Annotated in this window: 16 protein-coding genes and 1 pseudogene; 15 read left to right on the forward strand and 2 right to left on the reverse strand. The window is 54.2% G+C overall.

What is annotated here, in order from left to right; all coding sequences use genetic code 11:
* Positions 1–269 precede the first annotated feature (269 nt).
* Genes GS632_RS14385 through GS632_RS14410 form a run of 6 tightly spaced genes read left to right on the forward strand, consistent with a single transcriptional unit; the run spans position 270 to position 7,457 of the window.
* Positions 270–1,562, forward strand: coding sequence for an amidohydrolase family protein (locus GS632_RS14385; RefSeq protein ID WP_171238393.1), 1,293 nt, complete (start codon positions 270–272; stop codon positions 1,560–1,562).
* A 48-nt stretch (positions 1,563–1,610) separates the two neighbouring features.
* Positions 1,611–2,594: a BMP family protein gene (locus tag GS632_RS14390; protein ID WP_171238392.1), complete on the forward strand. Its 984-nt coding sequence runs from the start codon at positions 1,611–1,613 to the stop codon at positions 2,592–2,594.
* Complete coding sequence (locus GS632_RS14395) at positions 2,575–3,969, forward strand: amidase (protein ID WP_171238391.1); 1,395 nt, start codon at positions 2,575–2,577, stop codon at positions 3,967–3,969. Before GS632_RS14390 ends, GS632_RS14395 begins: the two co-directional genes overlap by 20 nt.
* The gene (locus tag GS632_RS14400; RefSeq protein ID WP_171722073.1) at positions 3,966–5,486 is read left to right on the forward strand and encodes an ABC transporter ATP-binding protein; all 1,521 of its coding nucleotides are present in this window, start codon (positions 3,966–3,968) and stop codon (positions 5,484–5,486) included. The genes GS632_RS14395 and GS632_RS14400 overlap by 4 nt, the downstream gene beginning before the upstream one ends.
* The gene (locus tag GS632_RS14405) at positions 5,476–6,519 is read left to right on the forward strand and encodes an ABC transporter permease (protein WP_171722074.1); all 1,044 of its coding nucleotides are present in this window, start codon (positions 5,476–5,478) and stop codon (positions 6,517–6,519) included. Before GS632_RS14400 ends, GS632_RS14405 begins: the two co-directional genes overlap by 11 nt.
* Complete coding sequence (locus GS632_RS14410) at positions 6,516–7,457, forward strand: ABC transporter permease (protein ID WP_171238388.1); 942 nt, start codon at positions 6,516–6,518, stop codon at positions 7,455–7,457. Before GS632_RS14405 ends, GS632_RS14410 begins: the two co-directional genes overlap by 4 nt.
* Before the next feature lie 745 nt (positions 7,458–8,202).
* Here the strand turns inward: GS632_RS14410 and GS632_RS14415 are convergent.
* Entirely contained in the window at positions 8,203–8,835 is a 633-nt protein-coding gene (locus tag GS632_RS14415) for a glutathione S-transferase family protein (protein WP_171181268.1), read from the reverse strand.
* A gap of 131 nt (positions 8,836–8,966) precedes the next feature.
* Here GS632_RS14415 and GS632_RS14420 point away from each other — a divergent pair, with 131 nt between their 5' ends.
* The 7 genes from GS632_RS14420 to GS632_RS14450 all read left to right on the forward strand — a co-directional run bounded on the left by GS632_RS14420 (position 8,967) and on the right by GS632_RS14450 (position 17,296).
* A complete protein-coding gene (locus GS632_RS14420; protein ID WP_171181270.1) occupies positions 8,967–9,923 on the forward strand; it encodes a LysR substrate-binding domain-containing protein in 957 nt (318 codons plus the stop codon).
* A 329-nt stretch (positions 9,924–10,252) separates the two neighbouring features.
* A complete protein-coding gene (locus GS632_RS14425; RefSeq protein WP_171181273.1) occupies positions 10,253–11,362 on the forward strand; it encodes an ABC transporter ATP-binding protein in 1,110 nt (369 codons plus the stop codon).
* 64 nt (positions 11,363–11,426) lie between these two features.
* Positions 11,427–12,479, forward strand: coding sequence for an ABC transporter substrate-binding protein (locus GS632_RS14430; RefSeq protein WP_171181275.1), 1,053 nt, complete (start codon positions 11,427–11,429; stop codon positions 12,477–12,479).
* 60 nt (positions 12,480–12,539) lie between these two features.
* The gene (locus tag GS632_RS14435) at positions 12,540–13,793 is read left to right on the forward strand and encodes an ABC transporter permease (protein ID WP_245223351.1); all 1,254 of its coding nucleotides are present in this window, start codon (positions 12,540–12,542) and stop codon (positions 13,791–13,793) included.
* Between the two features lie 4 nt (positions 13,794–13,797).
* Positions 13,798–14,649 carry an ABC transporter permease gene (locus GS632_RS14440; protein WP_171103639.1) on the forward strand — a complete coding sequence of 284 codons (852 nt, stop codon included), beginning with the start codon at positions 13,798–13,800 and terminating at the stop codon, positions 14,647–14,649.
* 374 nt (positions 14,650–15,023) lie between these two features.
* Complete coding sequence (locus GS632_RS14445; RefSeq protein ID WP_171238395.1) at positions 15,024–15,383, forward strand: group 1 truncated hemoglobin; 360 nt, start codon at positions 15,024–15,026, stop codon at positions 15,381–15,383.
* Between the two features lie 173 nt (positions 15,384–15,556).
* Complete coding sequence (locus GS632_RS14450) at positions 15,557–17,296, forward strand: adenylate/guanylate cyclase domain-containing protein (protein ID WP_171238394.1); 1,740 nt, start codon at positions 15,557–15,559, stop codon at positions 17,294–17,296.
* A 493-nt stretch (positions 17,297–17,789) separates the two neighbouring features.
* On the opposite strand, the pseudogene GS632_RS14455 reads toward GS632_RS14450, so the two are convergent.
* Positions 17,790–18,165, reverse strand: a pseudogene (locus tag GS632_RS14455) (transposase); the annotation flags it as partial.
* Between the two features lie 327 nt (positions 18,166–18,492).
* On the opposite strand from GS632_RS14455, the gene GS632_RS14460 reads away from it, so the two are divergent.
* Together GS632_RS14460 and cpaB are read left to right on the forward strand one after the other, a co-directional pair.
* Positions 18,493–18,666, forward strand: coding sequence for a Flp family type IVb pilin (locus GS632_RS14460; protein WP_171180515.1), 174 nt, complete (start codon positions 18,493–18,495; stop codon positions 18,664–18,666).
* 134 nt (positions 18,667–18,800) lie between these two features.
* A complete protein-coding gene (gene cpaB, locus GS632_RS14465) occupies positions 18,801–19,616 on the forward strand; it encodes a Flp pilus assembly protein CpaB (RefSeq protein ID WP_171235430.1) in 816 nt (271 codons plus the stop codon).
* Position 19,617: the final 1 nt, after the last annotated feature.

Raw genomic sequence — 19,617 nt, forward strand, 5'->3', positions numbered from 1 at the left:
ACGCAGCGAACGGCTGCTCTGAGCCCAAGGTGAACAATGCTGTGAAAATCACTGAGGGCGGCTTTGCACAGGAACCGGACCTTGCAAAGTTTAACAAACGGCCCACAGCCGCCATCTATCGATACGACGAATTGCTGCGTTCGCATTCCGCCTTGCAGGCATGCGAATTGCGTCAGACTATCCGAAGCGCTGGTTCCTGAAACACAGCAAAAAAATGTAGCATTTTATCAGAATACTTTTACCTTGTGGTCAAATTTGGGGGAAGATGAATGCTCGACATCATCATTAGACAAGCCCAACTGCCGGATGGCCGAGGGCCTTTGGATATAGCGATCAAGGATGACCGCGTCGCAGAAATTGCCCCCAAGATCAAGGCTGAGGCAGGCGAGGACATTGACGCGGCTGGACGATTGGTTTCGCCCCCGTTTACCGACCCGCACTTCCATATGGATGCGACCCTGAGCCTTGGAACGCCTCGCATGAATGTCTCGGGTACACTATTGGAAGGCATCGCGCTTTGGGGTGAGCTAAAGCCTCTGCTGACACCCGAAGCAGTAATTGAGCGCGCCATGCGATATTGCGACCTTGCCGTATCGCAGGGATTGCTGGCAATCCGTTCGCATGTGGATGTTTCATCCACACCTTTGGTTGGCGTTGAAGCGCTGTTGGAGGTCCGCAAGCAGGTCGCTCCCTATATTGATCTGCAGCTGGTAGCATTCCCGCAAGATGGCCTTTACCGCTCAGAGAATGCAGAAAAAAACTTGATCCAAGCCCTTGATATGGGTGTTGATGTAGTGGGCGGTATCCCGCATTTTGAGCGTACGATGTCGGAAGGTGCCCGGTCGGTCAGGAGACTGGCCGAGATAGCGGTGGACCGAGGCCTGATGCTGGATTTGCATTGCGATGAAAGCGACGATCCAATGTCGCGCCACGTGGAAACCTTAGCCTATGAGACCACGCGCCTTGGGCTTGGCAGGCGGGTCACAGCAAGTCATGTCACCGCGATGCACTCGTATGACAACTACTATGCGTCGAAGCTCATACCTCTGATCGCAGAAAGCGGCATGAACGTGGTGCCCAACCCGCTCATCAATATAACGCTGCAAGGTCGCTCGGATACCTATCCGCGTCGTAGGGGGCTGACCCGAGTGCCAGAGCTGCGAGCGGCGGGTGTAAATGTCGCCTTCGGGCAGGATTGCACGATGGACCCGTGGTATTCGCTTGGCTCCGCCGACATGTTGGAAGTGGCTCATATGGGCGTGCATGCCGTGCCGATGACATCCCGCGAGGCGATGGAGTGGGCGTTTACGTCCGTTACTCAGAATGGTGCCAAGGCTATGGGCTTGCCCGACCCGACGATCCGCGAAGGCGGCCCTGCCAATATGGTAGTGCTGCAAGCGCAGGACCCGATTGAAGCAGTTCGCATGAAAGCCACCCGGCTTGCCGTTATCAAAAACGGAAAGGTGCTGGCCCGCACAGAACCACGAATGGCCGCGCTTTCTTTGCCTGGCCGTCCCACGACCCTGGATCCCGCAGATTACGCGCCCAGGCCCAATACTTAGGAAGCTCATTAACAAGAAGAATTGCCACCAACAGAAGAGGATCTACCAATGAAACTCACCACAACCCGCCGTCAACTGATGGTCGGCGCTGCGGCCATGCTGGCCCTGCCGGCTTATATCCATCGCGTGAATGCGCAATCTGCGATCCGCGTCGCCGGAGTGCACATGTCTCCGGTTGAAAATGCGTGGAACAGCCGCATTCACCTGGCGATGCAGGAAGCCGCCGACACTGGCCTGATAGAGTATGAGTTTTCAGAAGGAGTAGCGCCGACCGACTATCCCCGCGCGATGCGCGAGTATGCCGAGGGAGGTGCGCAAATCATCTGGGGTGAATCTTACGCTGTGGAGCGTGAAGCACGCGAAGTGGCGGGTGACTACCCCGACACCGCGTTTCTGATGGGGTCTTCCGGTGGGCCAGAAGGTGACAATTTCGGTGTCTTTGGCACACGTAACCACGAGGCAGCCTATCTGGCTGGTATGCTCGCGGGTCAAATGTCCGAAAGCAATGTCTATGGTTCGGTCGGGGGTTATCCGATCCCCGAGGTGAACCTTTTGATCAACGCTTTCCGCATGGGCGTAAGCGAAGTGAACCCAGACGCCACCTTCGTCAACGGCTTTATCGGTGCATGGTTCGATCCGGCCCGCGCGCAAGAGGCTGCGATTGCCCAGATTGATGCGGGTGCAGACATTCTGTTTGGTGAGCGCATTGGCACTGCGGATGCGGCCCAAGCGCGAGGTGTGAAGGCGATCGGTTCGCTTATCGATTATACTCCGCGATACCCGGGCACGGTTTTTGCCAATGCAATCTGGAATTACGGTCCCACAATCGAGGCCATCGTGGCGGATGTTCAGGCCGGTAATCCAACAGGTCGTAACTACACGGAATATTCCTTTATGGCCCATGGCGGCAATGAGTTGATCTATGTCGCCGATGAAGTGCCCGCCGACGCCATCCCGGGGATGGAGGCCAAACAGGCCGCGATTCAATCCGGTGAATGGGACGTTCCGATTGATGAAAGCGAGCCCTCCTGATCCAGAGGGTTTTGACGTGACCGATGCCACGGCTCTTGCAGCTGCCATCACAGCAGGGCAGATCTCTGCCTGCCAACTGATGGAATCAAGTCTTGCTGCCTGCCACGCACGGGCGGATTTGGGGGCGGTGGTATATCTGGACGAAGAAATGGCCCGCGCTGGGGCAAGGGCGGCGAACGCTTTGCCACCAGACCAGCGCGGGCCATTTCATGGGGTTCCGTTTTTGGTGAAAGACCTCGGTGGTTTCGCAAAAGGGCTGCCGGCGGCGGCAGGATCTGCGGCAATCCGAGCACAATGTTGTAGACCCGAAAGTGACAGCCACCTGCTACACCGTCTTCGCCGCACCGGCCTGATCCCTTTCGGCTTGACCGCAACACCGCCCTTTGGCCTTTCCCTAACATGCGAACCCGACGGTATGGTTGTGACCCGCAATCCATGGAACCCCGCACTGACACCCGGTGGTTCATCCGGCGGCGCCGCAGCCGCGGTTGCAGCTGGTATTGTTGCAATTGCTCATGCCACGGATGCAGCCGGGTCCATCAGGGTTCCCGCCGCATGTTGCGGCTTGACCGGGCTTAAGCCTTCTCGTGGCGCGGTGCCTGGAGGCCCTGATTTTGCCAATCACCTGATGGGCATAGCGTCTGAGTTGGTCCTTGCGCGGTCGATCCGCGATGTGAAGACGGCCTTTGACGCGGTAGCCCAGCCCTTGGCCCCGGTATATCTGCCAGAACGCCCCAGCGTCGCATTGGCATTGCCGGAGCGGTGCGGTGCCGACCAGTGCAAGGCCGCGAAAAGTGCTGCCGACGCGCTGCGCGATGCAGGCTGTGAGGTGTGCGATATTCGTGCCCCCGACCAATTGGGGGATGAGGCTCACGCAATCGCTCGAACCATACTAGCTGTTTCCATGGCCGAGTGGCTGACTGCGCTCAAGATAACTGATGATGAGATTCCACCACTTGCCGCAGCCATGGCTGCCGAGGGCCGTGCGACGTCGGCCACAGCGCTTTTTGCGGCCTCACGAAAGCTCGCTCGTGTGACAAATCGATCTCGCAAGCTTTTTAAGTCTGCCGATGCTGTCCTGATGCCGATCCTCTCGTCTGCGCCGCCCGATGTAGGCACTTTGGATCTGTCCGGCTCCTCCCCAAACGATCACATGGCGCGGCTCGAGGCTTTTGCCCCGAACGCCGCACTAGCAAATGTAGCGGGCTTGCCAGCTTTGGCGCTGCCTTTTGGCATGGCAAATGGTCTTCCACTCGGCGTTCAACTGATTGGTCCCCCCGGCTCGGATTTTGCGCTGCTGAAACTTGGCGCACTTGTCGAAGCACGCGCGCCCACAATCACTTTTCCGCACCCAATCGCAGGCCTGCCCGCATGACCAAGGTTCTAGAACTAAACGGCATTACCAAGCGTTTCGGAACGCTTACCGCAAATGACGATGTGACCCTCACACTAGAAGACGGGGAAATTCTTGCTCTGTTGGGCGAAAATGGTGCGGGTAAGACGACACTGATGAATATTCTTTTCGGCCACTACGCAGCCGATAAAGGTTCTGTCAGGGTGTTTGGCAAAGAACTGCCCCCGGGTCTGCCACGCGCAGCGATCGAAGTGGGGGTGGGAATGGTACACCAGCACTTCACGCTTGCGGGCAACCTCACGGTTCTTGAAAACGTAATGCTGGGTTCCGAACCGCTGACGCGCACGCGTTCTGCTCGTGGCGAGTCGCGCAAGAAACTGTTGCAGATCTCAGAGCGGTTCGGCCTGCCTGTTAATCCAGAGGCCAAGGTTCGGACGCTTTCCGTTGGTGAACGTCAACGGGTCGAGATTCTGAAAGCACTCTATCGCGACGCACGTATTCTGATTTTGGATGAACCGACTGCCGTTCTGGCCCGGCCCGAGGCGATGCGCCTGTTCGAAACGCTGCGTGATATGACAAAAGAGGGCCTCTCGCTTATTTTCATCAGCCACAAGCTGCATGAGGTCATGGCAGCCTCTGACCGTGTGGCGGTGCTTCGTGGCGGCAGGATGGTCGCGGAACGCAAAACACCCGAAACCACACCAGAAGAGTTGGCGGAACTGATGGTTGGCCGCAAGGTTGAGCGTCCCGTACGTCAAGACCATGAGATTGGAGCGCCAGTCCTGATCGCAAAGGACGTGAGCGTGGAAGAAGACGGTGATTTGCGGCTGGATGATGTGTCTTTCGCTGTCCATGCCGGTGAAATCCTTGGTATCGTCGGCGTTTCAGGCAATGGTCAATCCTCCCTTGGTGCGCTGCTGTCAGGATTGGCACACCCAAGTGCGGGTCAGTTAACACTCTTGAACGAAGATATCAGCCATCTGGGTCCGCGCGGCATGATCCACGCGGGCGCAGGCAGGGTGCCTGAAGACCGGCACGCAGAAGGCGTTGTGGGCGAATTGAGTTTGTGGGAAAACGCGGTGCTTGAGCGCTTGCGCACACCGGAATTTTCGCACCGCGGCTTTGTTCGACAACGCGCCGCCCGGGATTACACTGCGGGGCTGATAGAACGTTTTGATATCCGCGGCGCCAGCCCCGACACGCGAACAAGGCTGCTGTCCGGCGGCAATATGCAAAAGCTGATCCTTGGCCGGGTTCTGACCAATGGGCCGCGTTTTGTGCTCGCAAACCAGCCAACGCGTGGTCTTGATGAAGGTGCAATTGCTTCAGTTCATGCCGAGCTTTTGGCAGCACGGGCCGAAGGTGCCGCAATCCTGCTCATCTCAGAAGAATTGGAAGAAGCTGTAGCCCTGTCAGACCGAATACAGGCCATCGTAAAAGGTCGCTTGTCAGAATCGATATCGGCTGATGAAGCCGACCCACAACGCCTTGGCCTGATGATGGCAGGTGTCTGGAAGGAAAATGATGATGCGGCTTGAACGACGCTCACATGTGCCGCTGCATCTTGCGATCATTGCACCACTGGCCGCGATCTTTGCTGCATTGCTTTTGGCCGCAGGTCTCATCGCTGCTGCTGACGTAAATCCGCTAACGGCTTATGGCGAAATGGTGAATGGCACATTCGGCTCGCGCCTTTCCATCGCCGAGATGTTGACCCGCGCCACTCCGCTTATCTTTACGGGGCTTGCCGCAGCTGTCGCCTTCCGAGCGCGGCTTTGGAACATCGGGGGCGAGGGACAGTTCTTTATTGGGGCGCTAATCACCGCTTGGATCGGTCATTCACTCGGGGTTCCAGGGTGGATAGGTATTCCGATCTTGATGTTGGCGGGCATGGCGGCAGGCGCGGCCCTTTTGGCAGGACCTGCCTTTTTACGCTTACGTTTCGGCGTGGATGAGGTGGTGACAACCCTGCTGCTCAACTTCATCGTGATCCTTTTTGTTGGCCTCATGATTGAGGGCCCTTTGCGCGATCCGCTGGCCTTTGGGTGGCCCTCTTCGGTGCCCGTAGACGGGGATTACCGCCTTCCGGATCTGATCCCCCGTACACGTCTCCATATCGGGCTGCTTGTTGCCATCGCAGCGGCAAGTGCTGTTTGGCTGATCCTTGCGCGTACTGTTTTTGGCACTGAAACACGCGCCGCAGGCTTAAATGCCAGTGCCGCTGCCTTTGCCGGAATTGCTCTGCCCCAAACGATCATGGGTGTTGCCTTGATTTCGGGCGCGCTGGCAGGGCTTGCCGGGTCTGTCGAAGTCATGGGGGTCACTGCGGGGGTCACCACTACTATGAGCCCCGGATTTGGTTATGCAGGCATTGTCGTCGCCATGCTCGCCGCTTTGCATCCGGCCGGAGTGGTCGCTGCCGCTGTTTTCGTCGCCACAGTCTTTGTCGGGGCCGACGCCATGAGCCGTGCGACGGGTGTACCCAGTTTCATTGCCGATGTGATCGTGGCGCTGTGCCTGCTCACCATGATCGTGGCCCTTCTTTTCACAACCTACAGGGTGCGCCGATGAGTGATGCAATTGATCTGCTGCTGAATACCAGTCTTTGGGCTTCCGTGTTGCGTATTGCGACACCGCTCATATTTGGTGTTCTTGGTGCGTTGCTTTGCGAACGTTCGGGCGTGCTCAATCTGGGAATCGAGGGGATCATGACCATGGGGGCGATGAGCGGTTGGCTTGTCGTCTACATGGGCGCGCCATTGCTTGCAGGCCTCATTTTTGCAGCGTTTTGCGGCGCGGTGATGGGATTGCTTCATGCCATGTTGACAGTTCCACTTGGGCTTTCGCAACACGTCTCAGGGCTGGGCATAACGCTGTTTGCATCCGCTTTAGCCTATTACCTGTACAGGTTACTTGTTGAGGTGGGAGATCTGCCTCCTACGATCGAGACTTTTAAGCCGCTCGATTTTCCGGTCCTGTCAGATATTCCCGTTTTGGGAACGATCCTTTTTAACCAAGCTTTGCCGACCTATCTGGCGCTCACTGCGGTGGCTGTGATGGCCTATGTTCTTGCCCGCACGCCTTTGGGGTTGGCCATTCGTATGACCGGAGAGAACCCTCATGCGGTTGAGGCGCAGGGGCTGAACCCGATCCGTATCCGTATCGGCGCAGTTGTTGTCGGGTCGGCTTTGATGGCGGTTGGCGGGGCCTTCCTGACCACAACGGCGTTCAACAGCTTTTTCCCGGGCATGGTGCAGGGGCGCGGTTGGATCTGCATCGCATTGGTAGTCTTCGCTGGCTGGCGGCCCGGTAAGGCTCTGATTGGCGCGATGTTGTTCGCTTTCTTCGATGCCTACCAACTGCGATTGCAGACAACGGTTGAGGGTGTGCCATATCAGTTGTTCCTTATGGCGCCGTATGTACTTTCGATCGTTGCGCTCGTCCTTGTCGCCCGCAGAGCCGAAGTCCCAGCGGCGTTGATGGCACCCTACCGACGCGGCGAACGTTAGTGGCATATTTTCGAACATATTGGCCAGGAAACTATAAAATCATCAAAATAAACATCTACTCGACCAGACAATGAAGAGCTGGGCACGAGACCTTAATCAAAATCCGGAAAACTCTTGACAATATCTATTTATTAACGCTCCGGCGTCATTCAGTCGCGCAGATTGAAATCCGGTCTCAAGGCTACTTGAATGTCTGCTTCTGAATATTCGACCTGACAGGCTCACGCACGCAGCGAATGGCCGGTTTCCGCCCGATGAGCAAAATGGCGATGTCTGCTTTGGGCCGACTGCAGTCATTGCCGTCAATAAGACTAATGCCCGTTATGTCCGCTTGGCAGACGTTCAGCAGATTTCAGCGAACGTCCGCTGCCGTTCAATGCAGACCTTCGGGCGAAATTTCTCGGAATGACCACCATCAATGATCGCTTTCCGTTCCTAAGCCGTCATCTGACTGAAAGACTCATATGACTGCCTTGAGCCCAATCCAGTCGTTGTTGCGAAACGCAGCATTTGTTGAAAAGGGCGAAGCGCCGGTTTTTGACACTCATATCCTGTTGGGTAAATTGGCTCCGCAGATTGTGCGAAACGCTGCACGAAACATCGAAGAACGCCGAACCCGCCCAGTGCAGATAATCTGCTTCAAGCCCAAGTAGTTTAGCATCAAAACTCTGAAAGTAGGGACCGCATTGCTCCACCTGCGCAGACGCTAGTCCAGAGTGCAGATTTCGGCTGACCGCTTGAATATTCAGGTCTGTGGAAGTGCATGTGTCTCCATTGCGGCCTTGTAGGAGCGGCTTTCATTCACAGATTCACACAGCGCGCTGAGCTTGGGTCGTGAGCCAAAGAGAGACTGTTTGTTGGCGTGCCACTCGGTCAGCATTGTGACGTAAAAATCCAGTGCGGTCAGACCGCGCGTCATGAAGTACGGATCGCCCGCAATTGCATCTTCGATCACATCGAAAAAGGCATCGTAATCGATAGCCGCTTTTGCGCCGACCTCCTCGATCGCTTTGCTGCTGTTCGCATAGCGCTCAGGGTGCCCGAGGCGCGCTGCCGTCATGTAGCCTGAGGTCGTCATGACATTCAGCCAATACAGAAACTCTCCACGATTATCATCACCGGGCGCTGGAGCGACCCTGCTCCCAGAGTACATCTCGCCGAGTAGCGTAACGATCGCGGCAGTCTCTCCAATCGTTTTGCCATCTGCGTAGCCGAGCGCCGGTATCCGGCCGGTTGGGTTTAGACGCAGGAAATCTGGAGTCCGATGTCCGTCTGCGCCCATGTCCACGTAGTGTAGTCGATATTCTGCACCGATTTCTTCAAGGACTGACTGCACCACAATCGAGCCTGCCAAATATTCCCAATAAAGCGTGAACATTCCCCGTCTTCCCCATGGTTCTGTTTTTCATGGCGACATCCTATGCACCAATGCTCAGTATGGGTGGGTTCGATTGCTTTGCACGCTTGATTTCATTTGGCCCCACTAAAGGAAACCTTTAGGGTGTCGACATGCATCTTTCTCATTTGAACGCGTTGCGCGCGCTGGAGGCTACATTGCGGCATGGGAGCTTTTCACTGGCCGCCAACGAACTTGGAATTACTCCGGCTGCAGTTGGGCAAAGGGTACGGTCCCTAGAACTTTACCTCGGAAAAAGTCTGTTCATTCGCTCCAGCTCGGGCATCGAGCCAACTGAGGATGCATTGCGGGTTCGGGAATTGTTGGAAGACGGCTTTGCAAGGCTTGCCGAGGCATTTGAGCAACTGAAGCCGAACTACTCGGCTGGCCGTCTACGCATTACCCTGCCGGAGTCCTTTTCGGAAAATTGGCTATCGCCGATGCTTGTGGAGTTCCACCTGCAATACCCGGATGCGGACTTATACTTGGACCCATCCAATCGCGATATCGACTTAGTGAGAGAAGACTATGATCTTGCGATCAGATACGGACCCACCCGTGACACTGTATTGGAAGAACGCGTGCTTTTCGGTGATTTTGTTGCCCCAGTATGCTCGCCCGCTTTTGCAGACCAGCAAGGGCTGGATCCGTATGTGCGATCGCTAAAGGGTGTACCGCTCATCCACGTCACCAATCGCACCAAGGACCCGGGATGGCTTGACTTCCAAGCATGGGGCGATTCCTTTGGGTTTGACCGCGATCATCTAAAACATGGCGTACGCATCTCTAGAACAGGTTCAGGGCTTCAAGCGGCGGCAGCGGGTCAGGGGCTGGCGCTTTGCGGGATTGTGGAAGCATTTCACGCGTTGAAAGCAGGATCGCTCATTCTGCCATTCGGACCGTCAATGATATGCCAGACAAAGTACGCCTATCGTCTCCTATGGGCGCGACCCCGAGCGAAATCTAATCTGCGGGCGCTATTCGTCGAATGGATCACAGACAGATCAGACCGTTTCGTCAGTGAGTTAGACGCATACCTCGCTTCCCAAGGCTCAAGAGCGTCCGGCTAGTGGCCGCATTGTCCGCGACCCGGTCATTTCGGGAAGCGGAATACTGCGAGATGCACGAATGTCTGGTTTGGTGAAGCTGCATTGCGGCGCTCAAGGATGCGACCAAGGTCCGCCTTGGGCCGCCCTCAACGAAGCCTAGCGGTGCAAGTTTTGAGATGCCGCGCTTGCTCCAAGGTCGGCTTAGAGCCCAACGCGGACCTTTTTTTGCCCGAGAGCCTCATTTTATAGATATAAAACGATAAGTTGCAGTTTGCCGGAATACACGATTTACTTGCTTTCAGCCCCCATAACGGCGGCAAACATGAATGGTCAACATAGTGGCGAAAAACATGGATGCCCACAAACAACAAGCTGGGAAATCACAACCGTTTCTCGTATTTGATAACGTGAAAAAAACTTACGACCAAAAGAACTTGGTCGTAAAGGGTTTCGATATGCAAGTCGAAGAAGGAGAGTTCATCACTCTTCTTGGTCCCTCAGGCTCCGGCAAAACAACTGTTCTGATGATGCTAGCAGGCTTTGAGAGCGTTACCTCAGGCGACATCGCAATAAAGGGGCAATCGATCAATCGTATCGCACCCTATCGTCGAAATATCGGGATGGTGTTTCAAAACTACGCGCTGTTTCCGCATATGACAGTGGCGGAGAACTTAGCCTACCCGCTTTCGGTTCGGAAAGTGGCAAAGGCTGAAATAGATTCCAGAGTGGTTGCCTCGCTTAAGCTCGTAGAGTTGGACGGGTTTGGCGGACGTTATCCCGGCCAGCTCTCTGGTGGTCAAAGACAACGCGTGGCCTTGGCAAGATCGATGATTTTTGAGCCGACGCTTATCCTTATGGATGAGCCGCTGGGTGCGTTGGACAAGAAGCTGCGCGAACAAATGCAGTATGAGATCTCGCGCCTACACGAGCAATTGGGGGTTACTGTCATATACGTGACGCATGATCAATCCGAGGCGCTGTCGATGTCCAACCGGATCGCTGTTTTTAACGACGGAGTCGTACAGCAATGCGCCCCGCCCGCGGAACTCTACGAGCGGCCTTCAAATGCGTTCGTGGCCGAGTTCATTGGCGAGAATAATTTTATCGATGGCCACGTTCAGTCGATCTCAGGCGATCAGGCCAAAGTCGTTACGCCGGGCGGCGAAACCGTGGTTGCTATGGCTGGCCAAGGGTTGACCGAGAATTCCGGTTGTCGTGTGTCGGTACGACCCGAGAAGCTGTTCATACACCCGACATCGCATGATCACGACAACGAGGTGACCGCGGCGTTCATAACGCGCATCTATGTGGGCGATTTCATCCGTTATTATTTCAGGCTGGCAAACGGTTCAGAGATTATTGTCAAAGTCCTGAACGATTTGTCCGCCCCTGAGTTTTCAGAAGGCCAGGACGGGAGTCTGATGTGGCTGACTTCGGATTGCATTGCGTTCCCTGTATGAGGTTGCGCGAAGTAATGAAAGGGAAAGCGGGACCCAAAGCTTCTCGCGACAACAGGAGGTGAATGTGATTAGAAATTCTGGATTGCTTACATATGCTGCTGCACTGGCAATGGTTTCATCGGGAGCCATGGCACAAGATCTGACCGTGACGTCGTTTGGTGGCGCTTACGGGGCGGCACAACAGAAACACATGATCGACCCATATATGGCCGACAGCGGCGTCAACGTTTTGTTTGAAGACTACGGCGGCGGCGTCGCCGAAATGAAAGCGCAAAGCGAATCCGGCAACATCCAATGGGATGTTGTTGATATCGAGGTGATCGACCTAGAGCGTGCTTGCTCGGAAGGGTATTTGGAAGTCATCGATCATTCGATTTTGCCTCCGGGCGACGACGGCACACCCGCTGCCGAGGACTTTATTCCCGAGGCATTGCACGAATGTGGCGTCGGGAACATCGTTTGGACCATTATTTTCGCATACAACAACGATGCGTATTCCGACGGCCCTACAACGATCGAAGACTTCTTCAATACGGAAGCGTTCCCCGGCAAGCGCGGCCTGCGCAAACGTCCACAGGTAAACATGGAATGGGCCCTTCTGGCCGATGGCGTGGCACCAGACGAGGTCTATGACGTTCTATCCACCGATGAAGGTCAGGCACGAGCCTTCGCGAAGCTCGACACAATCAAAGACGATATCGTTTGGTATGATAGCTGGTCACAAGCACCTGTTCTTCTGAACGACGGTGGTGCCCAGATGGTGCAGTCCGCCAATGGTCGTATCTTCGCCGCCATCAAGGAAGAAAACGCCCCCTTCACAATGGTTTGGGATAGCCATGTCTATGACCTTGATGTTTGGTCGGTCATGAAAGGTACTGATAAGCTCGATACTGCGCTTGAGTTCGTCAAATTCGCAACTCAAACCGTGCCTCTGTCAGGTATGCAAGACGTGGCTTACGGCCCAACGCGCAAGTCTGCTCAGGCGCTTTTGCCGGATGACGTAAAGCAGGATCTGCCGACAGCACATCTTGACGAAGGTGTCAAAGCAGACGGCATCTTCTGGGCCGACTACGGTGAGTCACTAGGCGAAAAGTTCAACGAGTGGCTGCTTCAATAGTCTAAGAGCACCAACCTGCGCCGTTCAATCGGCGCAGGTTCATCGACCGGAGACGAACAATTGCCCGAAGCCACCAGCGTCACCCCAGATGGGTTGAGCCGCGAAGATGCCCGTAACGCCGCGCGTGAATACCGGTCACGGCGTTGGAGAGCTTTTCTGTTCGTTGTGCCCCTTCTGGCATTTATTGGTTTCTCATTTGTCGCACCTATAGCCTCGATGCTGTACCGCGGTGTCTATAATCCGACTGTTGCCAGCCTCGTACCCGAGACGCTCGAAAAACTGCCAAGCTGGCAAGGCGAGGAACGTCCAAGCGATGAGATTCTTAGCATCTTCGCCCTTGATCTAAAGAGGCTCGCCAACGATCGCACTTCTGGTCAACTGGCGGAAGAAGTGAATCGTGCCCTTCCCGGGTCCTCCAGCGTCATCAAATCCTCCGCTCGCAAGCTGCGTCGTGTTGATGACAGCGAGCTAGCCAATAATGGCGCCGCGATCCTGATTGATGCTAACGCCAAATGGGCAGAACCAGAGATCTGGCAAGCACTAAAAAAAACCGGTCAGGTCTATACCGCCGGATACTACCTGACTGCGCTCGACCTCGAGAATGACCCTGACGGCGGCATCCAACGCCGCGAGACGCAGATTTACGTCAAGCTCTATGGCAAGACGCTTCGGATGGCGCTGATCATAACGATTTTGACTGTTATTCTTGGTTACCCGCTAGCCTATTTCATGGCCAACAGCTCCAGCGGAACGGCGAACCTCCTGATGGTGTTTGTCCTGTTGCCTTTCTGGACCTCGCTTCTTGTGCGAACCACCGCATGGATCGCACTGTTACAAACAAACGGAGTGGTTAATTCCACCCTGCTTGCCCTGGGTCTGACCGATGCGCCACTTGAGATGTTGTATACGCAATTCTCGACCATCATTGCGATGACGCATATCCTGTTGCCCTTCATGATCCTGCCGCTTTATTCGGTCATGCGTGGCATTGATCCCAGTTACATGCGCGCGGCAATGTCGATGGGCAGCCCACCGATCCCGGCCTTCCTTCGCATTTACCTTCCGATGAGCTTGCCGGGCCTGTCAGCGGGCGCGTTGTTGGTTTTCATAATTTCAGTGGGCTACTACATCACTCCGGCATTGGTTGGGGGCACGGATGGCCAGATGATCTCAAACATCATCGCCTTTCACATGCAGCAATCCAACAACTGGGAGCTTGCAGCTGCCCTTGGCTCGCTTCTGTTGTTCTTAATCCTTGCGCTCTACTGGCTCTATGACCGGTTCGTGGGCGCGGGCAATATCAAACTGGGTTAGAGCGATGCGGAAGTTCCCAGAGTATTTTACCTTTTGGCACATCGCTGGACATTATAGTCTGCGTTTCTCAGCTTACCTGGTACTCGTTTTTCTGATGTTGCCAATTTTAGTTATTGTGCCCCTGTCTTTCAATGCAGAACCATTCTTTACGTTCACTGAAGGTATGCTTTCGCTAGACCCGGATGCCTTTTCCCTGCGCTGGTACCAGGCAATCGCACAGGACCAGAAATGGACGCTTGCCATCTGGAATAGTTTTGTCGTGGGCATCGCCGCTGCGATTTTAGCAACAGGATTGGGAACACTTGCGGCGGTTGGTCTCGCGTCGCCTTGGATGCCATTTAAGCGCTTGATCACTGCGCTTCTTCTCTCGCCCATGATCGTGCCATTAATCATCATCGCTGCCGGCATGTTCTTTTTCTATACAAGCTTTAATTTGGTCAGCACCTACCCTGGCCTAATAATTGCTCATGCAGCCCTTGGCGTACCGTTCGTTATCATCACTGTCACCGCAACACTGACTGGCTTTGATCGTTCACTATTCAGCGCTGGCCTTAGTCTAGGAGCTTCGCCAACTAAAGTGTTTTTCGATGTGGTTATTCCGATCATCCGGCCTGGTGTCATCTCTGGAGGACTGTTTGCTTTCGTAACTTCATTTGATGAAGTAGTCTTGGTGTTGTTTTTGGCGGGTCCAGAACAAAGAACAATCCCTCGCCAGATGTTTTCAGGGCTACGCGAGCAGATAAATCCAACGATCCTCGCGGTAGCAACGCTTTTGGTGCTTCTATCCATAGCTCTCTTAGCAACACTTGAATTGCTGCGCCGTAGATCCGAGCGTCTTAGAGGTACTTCTGACTAATTGCACCGGATTTAAGAAACTGGATTACTTCAGCCACGAAGAATGGTGACGATTCATCATAATCAAAAGAGTGAGCTTTCTTTAACCCAAAATTGATGCACTAAAAAATTGGTGATTTGTCCTCCGAGCAGGCGCTCGAAGGGCGATTGAACGCTGATGTGCGGTTAGCAGACACAAATGGCGCGTTTGTCCGCAGAGCAGAAATTCGCCCAAACTCTACGAGCGACGGCTTCGAGCCCGAAGCAGACATCACATTTGGTGATGGTCTAGGATCATAGACATCGCTTGAATGCTAAAGATTTGGTGCCAATCAGCTCGGCATGCTAGCATTCACAAGAGATCGAGGTTTGAGGTGAGCCAGACACGGGGGCACCATGTCAAAGACGCTATATGAACGTCTGGGAGGAACGGATGGTATTCGTCGAATAGTCGACGTTCTGGTGGACAATCACTCCAAAAACCTAGTTGTCGCTGCACGATTTGCGGGAACCGATATGGAGCACCTCAAACAAATGGCAGGAGACTTCTTCATAACTGGTTCTGGTGGGCCTGAGATGTATAGAGGCAAGGATATGGTTGCAGCGCATCAGTACATGAACATCAGCGGAGATGAGTTTGTCGCAGTTCTGGACGATGCCATGAACGCCCTGAAGGCCAACGACGTCGGTCAACGGGAACAAGAAGAGGTCTTATACATTCTATATAGCCTCAAGGACCAAGTTGTAGGTATCTGACTTTCGCCACAACCGGGTAGAGTCGGCAATATTCAAATCATTAAATCAAAGCTTGCTTGTCCGACTTGCAGACTCTTGAAGTCAAATGGCTTACTATAGGTCAATCGTGCATTTGGGCTTAAAATTTATGCGCAAAAGGATCCTCCAATATGAATAGGAGATTGTCTACGATCTTGGCCGCTGATGTTGTCGGTTATTCCACTCGGATGCGTGAAGATGAAATCGACACGATAAATCGTGTTACACTGTTAAACGAGTTAATCGGAACTGTTGCGTCCACGCACAATGGGCGGGTCTTTAACCGCGCGGGTGATGGTTTTCTTTTGGAGTTTTCTAGCCCAGTGGCGGCAGTTCGCTGTGCTTACAACTTACAACTTCAACTCGCTGCACCAGTAAGCAAGCGAGAGATAGGACTAGAAATCAGGGTTGGGGTCCATCTTGCCGATGTCGTAGTAGATGGCGACGATTTGCTTGGCGATGGGGTGAATGTAGCAAGTCGTATTGAGTCTGAAGCTGAGCCAGGTATGGTCCTCGTAAGTAATGCGGTGTTTGAACACGCCAAGCGGTCGGCCCAGCTCAAATTTGAGAATCAGGGCACCCGAAAGCTCAAAAATATTTCCGAACCAATTACGGTCTACGCTGTTGCAGGCGAGCTTGGAACGCACAGCTGCGGAACTGCGCTTATCGAGGACAGTAGCCTTCCCTACGTGGCGGAACTGCAAAAGTCCAACAACTCAATTGTTGTGCTTCCCTTCAAGAACATGAGCGATGATCCCGAGCAGGAGTATTTTTCCGATGGCCTGACGGAAGACATCATCACAGAGCTGTCCCGATTCCCTGACATTCTCACGATATCTAGGAATACTAGTTTTGGCTTAAAAGGGGTTGCGGCGGACGCTCGTGAACTTGGACAGAAACTCGGCGTGCATTTCTGTCTTGAAGGCGGGGTTCGCAAGCTGGGAAATCGCATACGGATCAACGCGTATCTGACGGATGCAGTGTCAGGCGAACAGCTTTGGACAGAGCGGGCGGATTGCAATCTGGAGGATCTTTTCGATTTCCAGGATGACCTTGTTGCCAAAATCGTCGCGAGTGTGGCTGGCCAGATCGAACGGCAACTGGAAGCCACGGCACAGCGAAAACGTCCAGGTGACCTGGAAGCCTATGAATGTTTAATCCGCGGTTTGTATTTTCACCGGATTGGTGGAGTCACAAAGGAGAATGCAGAGGAAGCGGTTCATTGGTTTGACGAAGCGCTGAAACGAGATCCAGGATATGGTCGAGTTCATGCGTGGAGGGCGTGCGCTGTCGCTACAGTAGCAGAATGGACCGGTGAAGATGTATGGGATGAGTTGGTCGAAGCAGGGAACCTAGCTGTCGAGCTGGATGAAACGGACGCTGAAAGCCATCGAATTGCCGGTTCCTTGGCGCTCTATGTTCGTGACTTTGAACGGGCTAAGTTCCACTTCAATCGCGCTCTGGAGTTAAACCCCAATCATGCTTTCATTGTCGGGCGAACCGGTGAACTCCATAACTTTCTCGGAGATGGGAAGACTGCTCTTGAGTACCAAAAGCGTGCAAAGATGCTTGATCCCTTTTTGCCCGAATATTGCCGCGAACTAGAGGCAATTGCCTACTATGTCATGCATGATTTTGAGGCTTGTTTTAACACCGTGGATGAATTTGCGAGGCTTACCCGGCGGGCGGCAGCATATCGGACTGCGGCCGCAACTCACCTGAATAATGACCACAAGCTTGAACGAGCAGTTCGCGATTTGTTGCTTCACGATCCGGACTTTAGACCTTCTACATTCATTCAAACTGAATACTTCAAAGATCGCGAGATATCTAAGAGATTGAAAGCCGAATTGAGGAGCGCTATGGCGGCAACCTCACTTCGACTGGCTGGTTGAGTAAACAATTTGCAAACTTAAAAATTGAGGATTGATGCGTATTCTCTTTGTAAGAAAAGGCCATGGATCGCCGGAGTTTAACGACCGCTTTGTCCTCAAAGTAGACGTTCAATCAAGTTGCAGCGAAGGTCTGCTTCGAGCCCATTTTGGCCAATGCTGCGCGATGCCCCAATGACCGCAACGCAGGAGCAAGCAGTCTTTGGAAAAACCGACTGCAGACCCAATGCGTCCGTATAGAAAGAGTCATGAATCCGCGTCAGCTCCAGCGATTAATGACATTCGCATCTCGCGTGGCTTTAGAAGCTTGAAACTCCCGTAGGCTCGAGAGATGAAACCTGCTTCTTGGAGTTGACCCAGATGCTATGCGACCGTAGACCGCGCAAGATTCGCGAGGTGAGCGAGATCGGACCGTGTCGCATCAACTTCGGGCTGCCGATCAAAAGGATTGTCGTTCATACGCACATCTGCGAGCCGCACGAGAAGAATAGTGAAGCGTCGAGTCGATCAGAAGATGCAGCGGGCCGCTTCCCGCCGCGATACGGAAGACTCACCTTCAGCGTTCTTTGACGGCGGCACAGGGTACTGAAATCAGGCACTGCACAGTCCGCCAGTCAGCCGCAGGCAACTACCCACGAAGCCCGTGGCTTGCCTCAGCTGCAGCCCGACAAAACCTTCAGGGTCAGACACGCTTGGAATGCGGATTCGCTGAAACTGTGGTGACGACCGCGCTTGCCTTAAGGTAGCGGTGTCCAATCTATCTCAGGATCAAACCAGATCGAAAGCGATCCTCGTTCTTTCAATGCGTGATTGTACGAAGGCCAGTTCCCGGTCTTGTACTTCGTTCGGGCCCAACTGGTCGTATCTCTCAGCTATCATGCTGGATTTATGAGGTGAATCCTTCAACCCATTTGGCAGCAAAGCAGCTTGGCTCCAGAATTGGCGACCCGTCAGTTGGGAAAGAATCACGAATCTAGCCATTCGGATTCCGGTAAGGGATCAGGCAATTTTCCGACACAGAATCGACCAAAATGCCAAATCTTACAATCCTGGCGTGTATTTCTCCGTGGTTTGGAGGATGCGGCGCCCTGACGGCGGGACCTAACCTTGTGGAAGGCTCCGTCGATATGGAGGGGGTTAGAACGCCGCGAATTTGGGCGGCATCCATCAGTAACTAGTGAGTTAACTAGGAGAGTAAAATGTTGAAGCTTTACGTAACGATGAAAACCATGGCACGCGACGAAAGCGGCGCGACCATCGTGGAATATGGTGTTGCTCTGACAATCGTCACTGCGATTGCAGTTGCCACTCTGACAGCTTTGGGCGCTGACGTTAACGGTCAGTTCACCAGCGCGGAAACCCTGATTCCTTAAGGAATACAAAGCACGCGGTGCGCTCAGCCCCGCGTGCTTATCGCCCCGGAAAATTTTCTTGATCCATTGGCAAAGTGCAACCGTTCCGATCGGTTCATTCAATAAACGCCAGGAAATAGCTGAAGGAGCACCAGATGAGACTCTCTGCCATTTTCACTGCATTGACGGGCCTAGTCGTAGCCGGAGGGTCGGTTTACGTCGCTCGGGATTACATTCAATTCGATACTCAGTCCGCAAATGTCGAGGCCGAGAGCGAGATGGTGAGCGTGGTCGTTGCATCGCGCGATATTTCGTTCGGCGAAGAAATCGAGCCCGGCGCGCTGACAACCATTGACTGGCCCCGTGGTGCCGTACCCGTGGGCGTCTTTACAGATTACGACGACCTGATTGCGGCGGCCAACATGCCGTCCCGTCGCGCCCGTCGCGCAATTACTCAGGGTGAACTGATACTGAACAGCAAGGTTTCCGACTTTGGTGAGAAGGTCACCATCGTTCAAACGTTGGGCGCAGATCATCGCGCCATGGCCATCGAGGTTGACGCCGAAACCGCCGTGGGGGGCTTTGTAACCCCGGGCGATCGGGTCGATGTGGTGATGACCACTGGTGAAAAAAGAGACATGCACGCCGTCACCATTTTGCAAAACATCAGGGTCATCGGTGTCGATCAGGAATCTGACGAACAGACCGACCAACCCGTTGTTGCGCGCACGGTTACTGTTGCCGTTACGCCTGATCAGGTCCAGCGCCTTGCCCTGGCGCAGCGTGCCGGTCGGCTGAGCCTGACCTTGCGGTCCATTGATGACACCGAGGACAAGACGCTGACTATGACGCGGTTGAACGATCTGCTGATTGATGAACCGGTTATTGCGCAGGACATCAAAGAACCGGTGCGCAAAACGATAATCCGGGTCCGCCGCGGCACTGAAGTGACCGAATCCATCATTAACTGAA

The sequence above is a fragment of the Ruegeria sp. HKCCD7296 genome (assembly GCF_013110775.1).
Classification (GTDB): Bacteria; Pseudomonadota; Alphaproteobacteria; order Rhodobacterales; family Rhodobacteraceae; genus Ruegeria.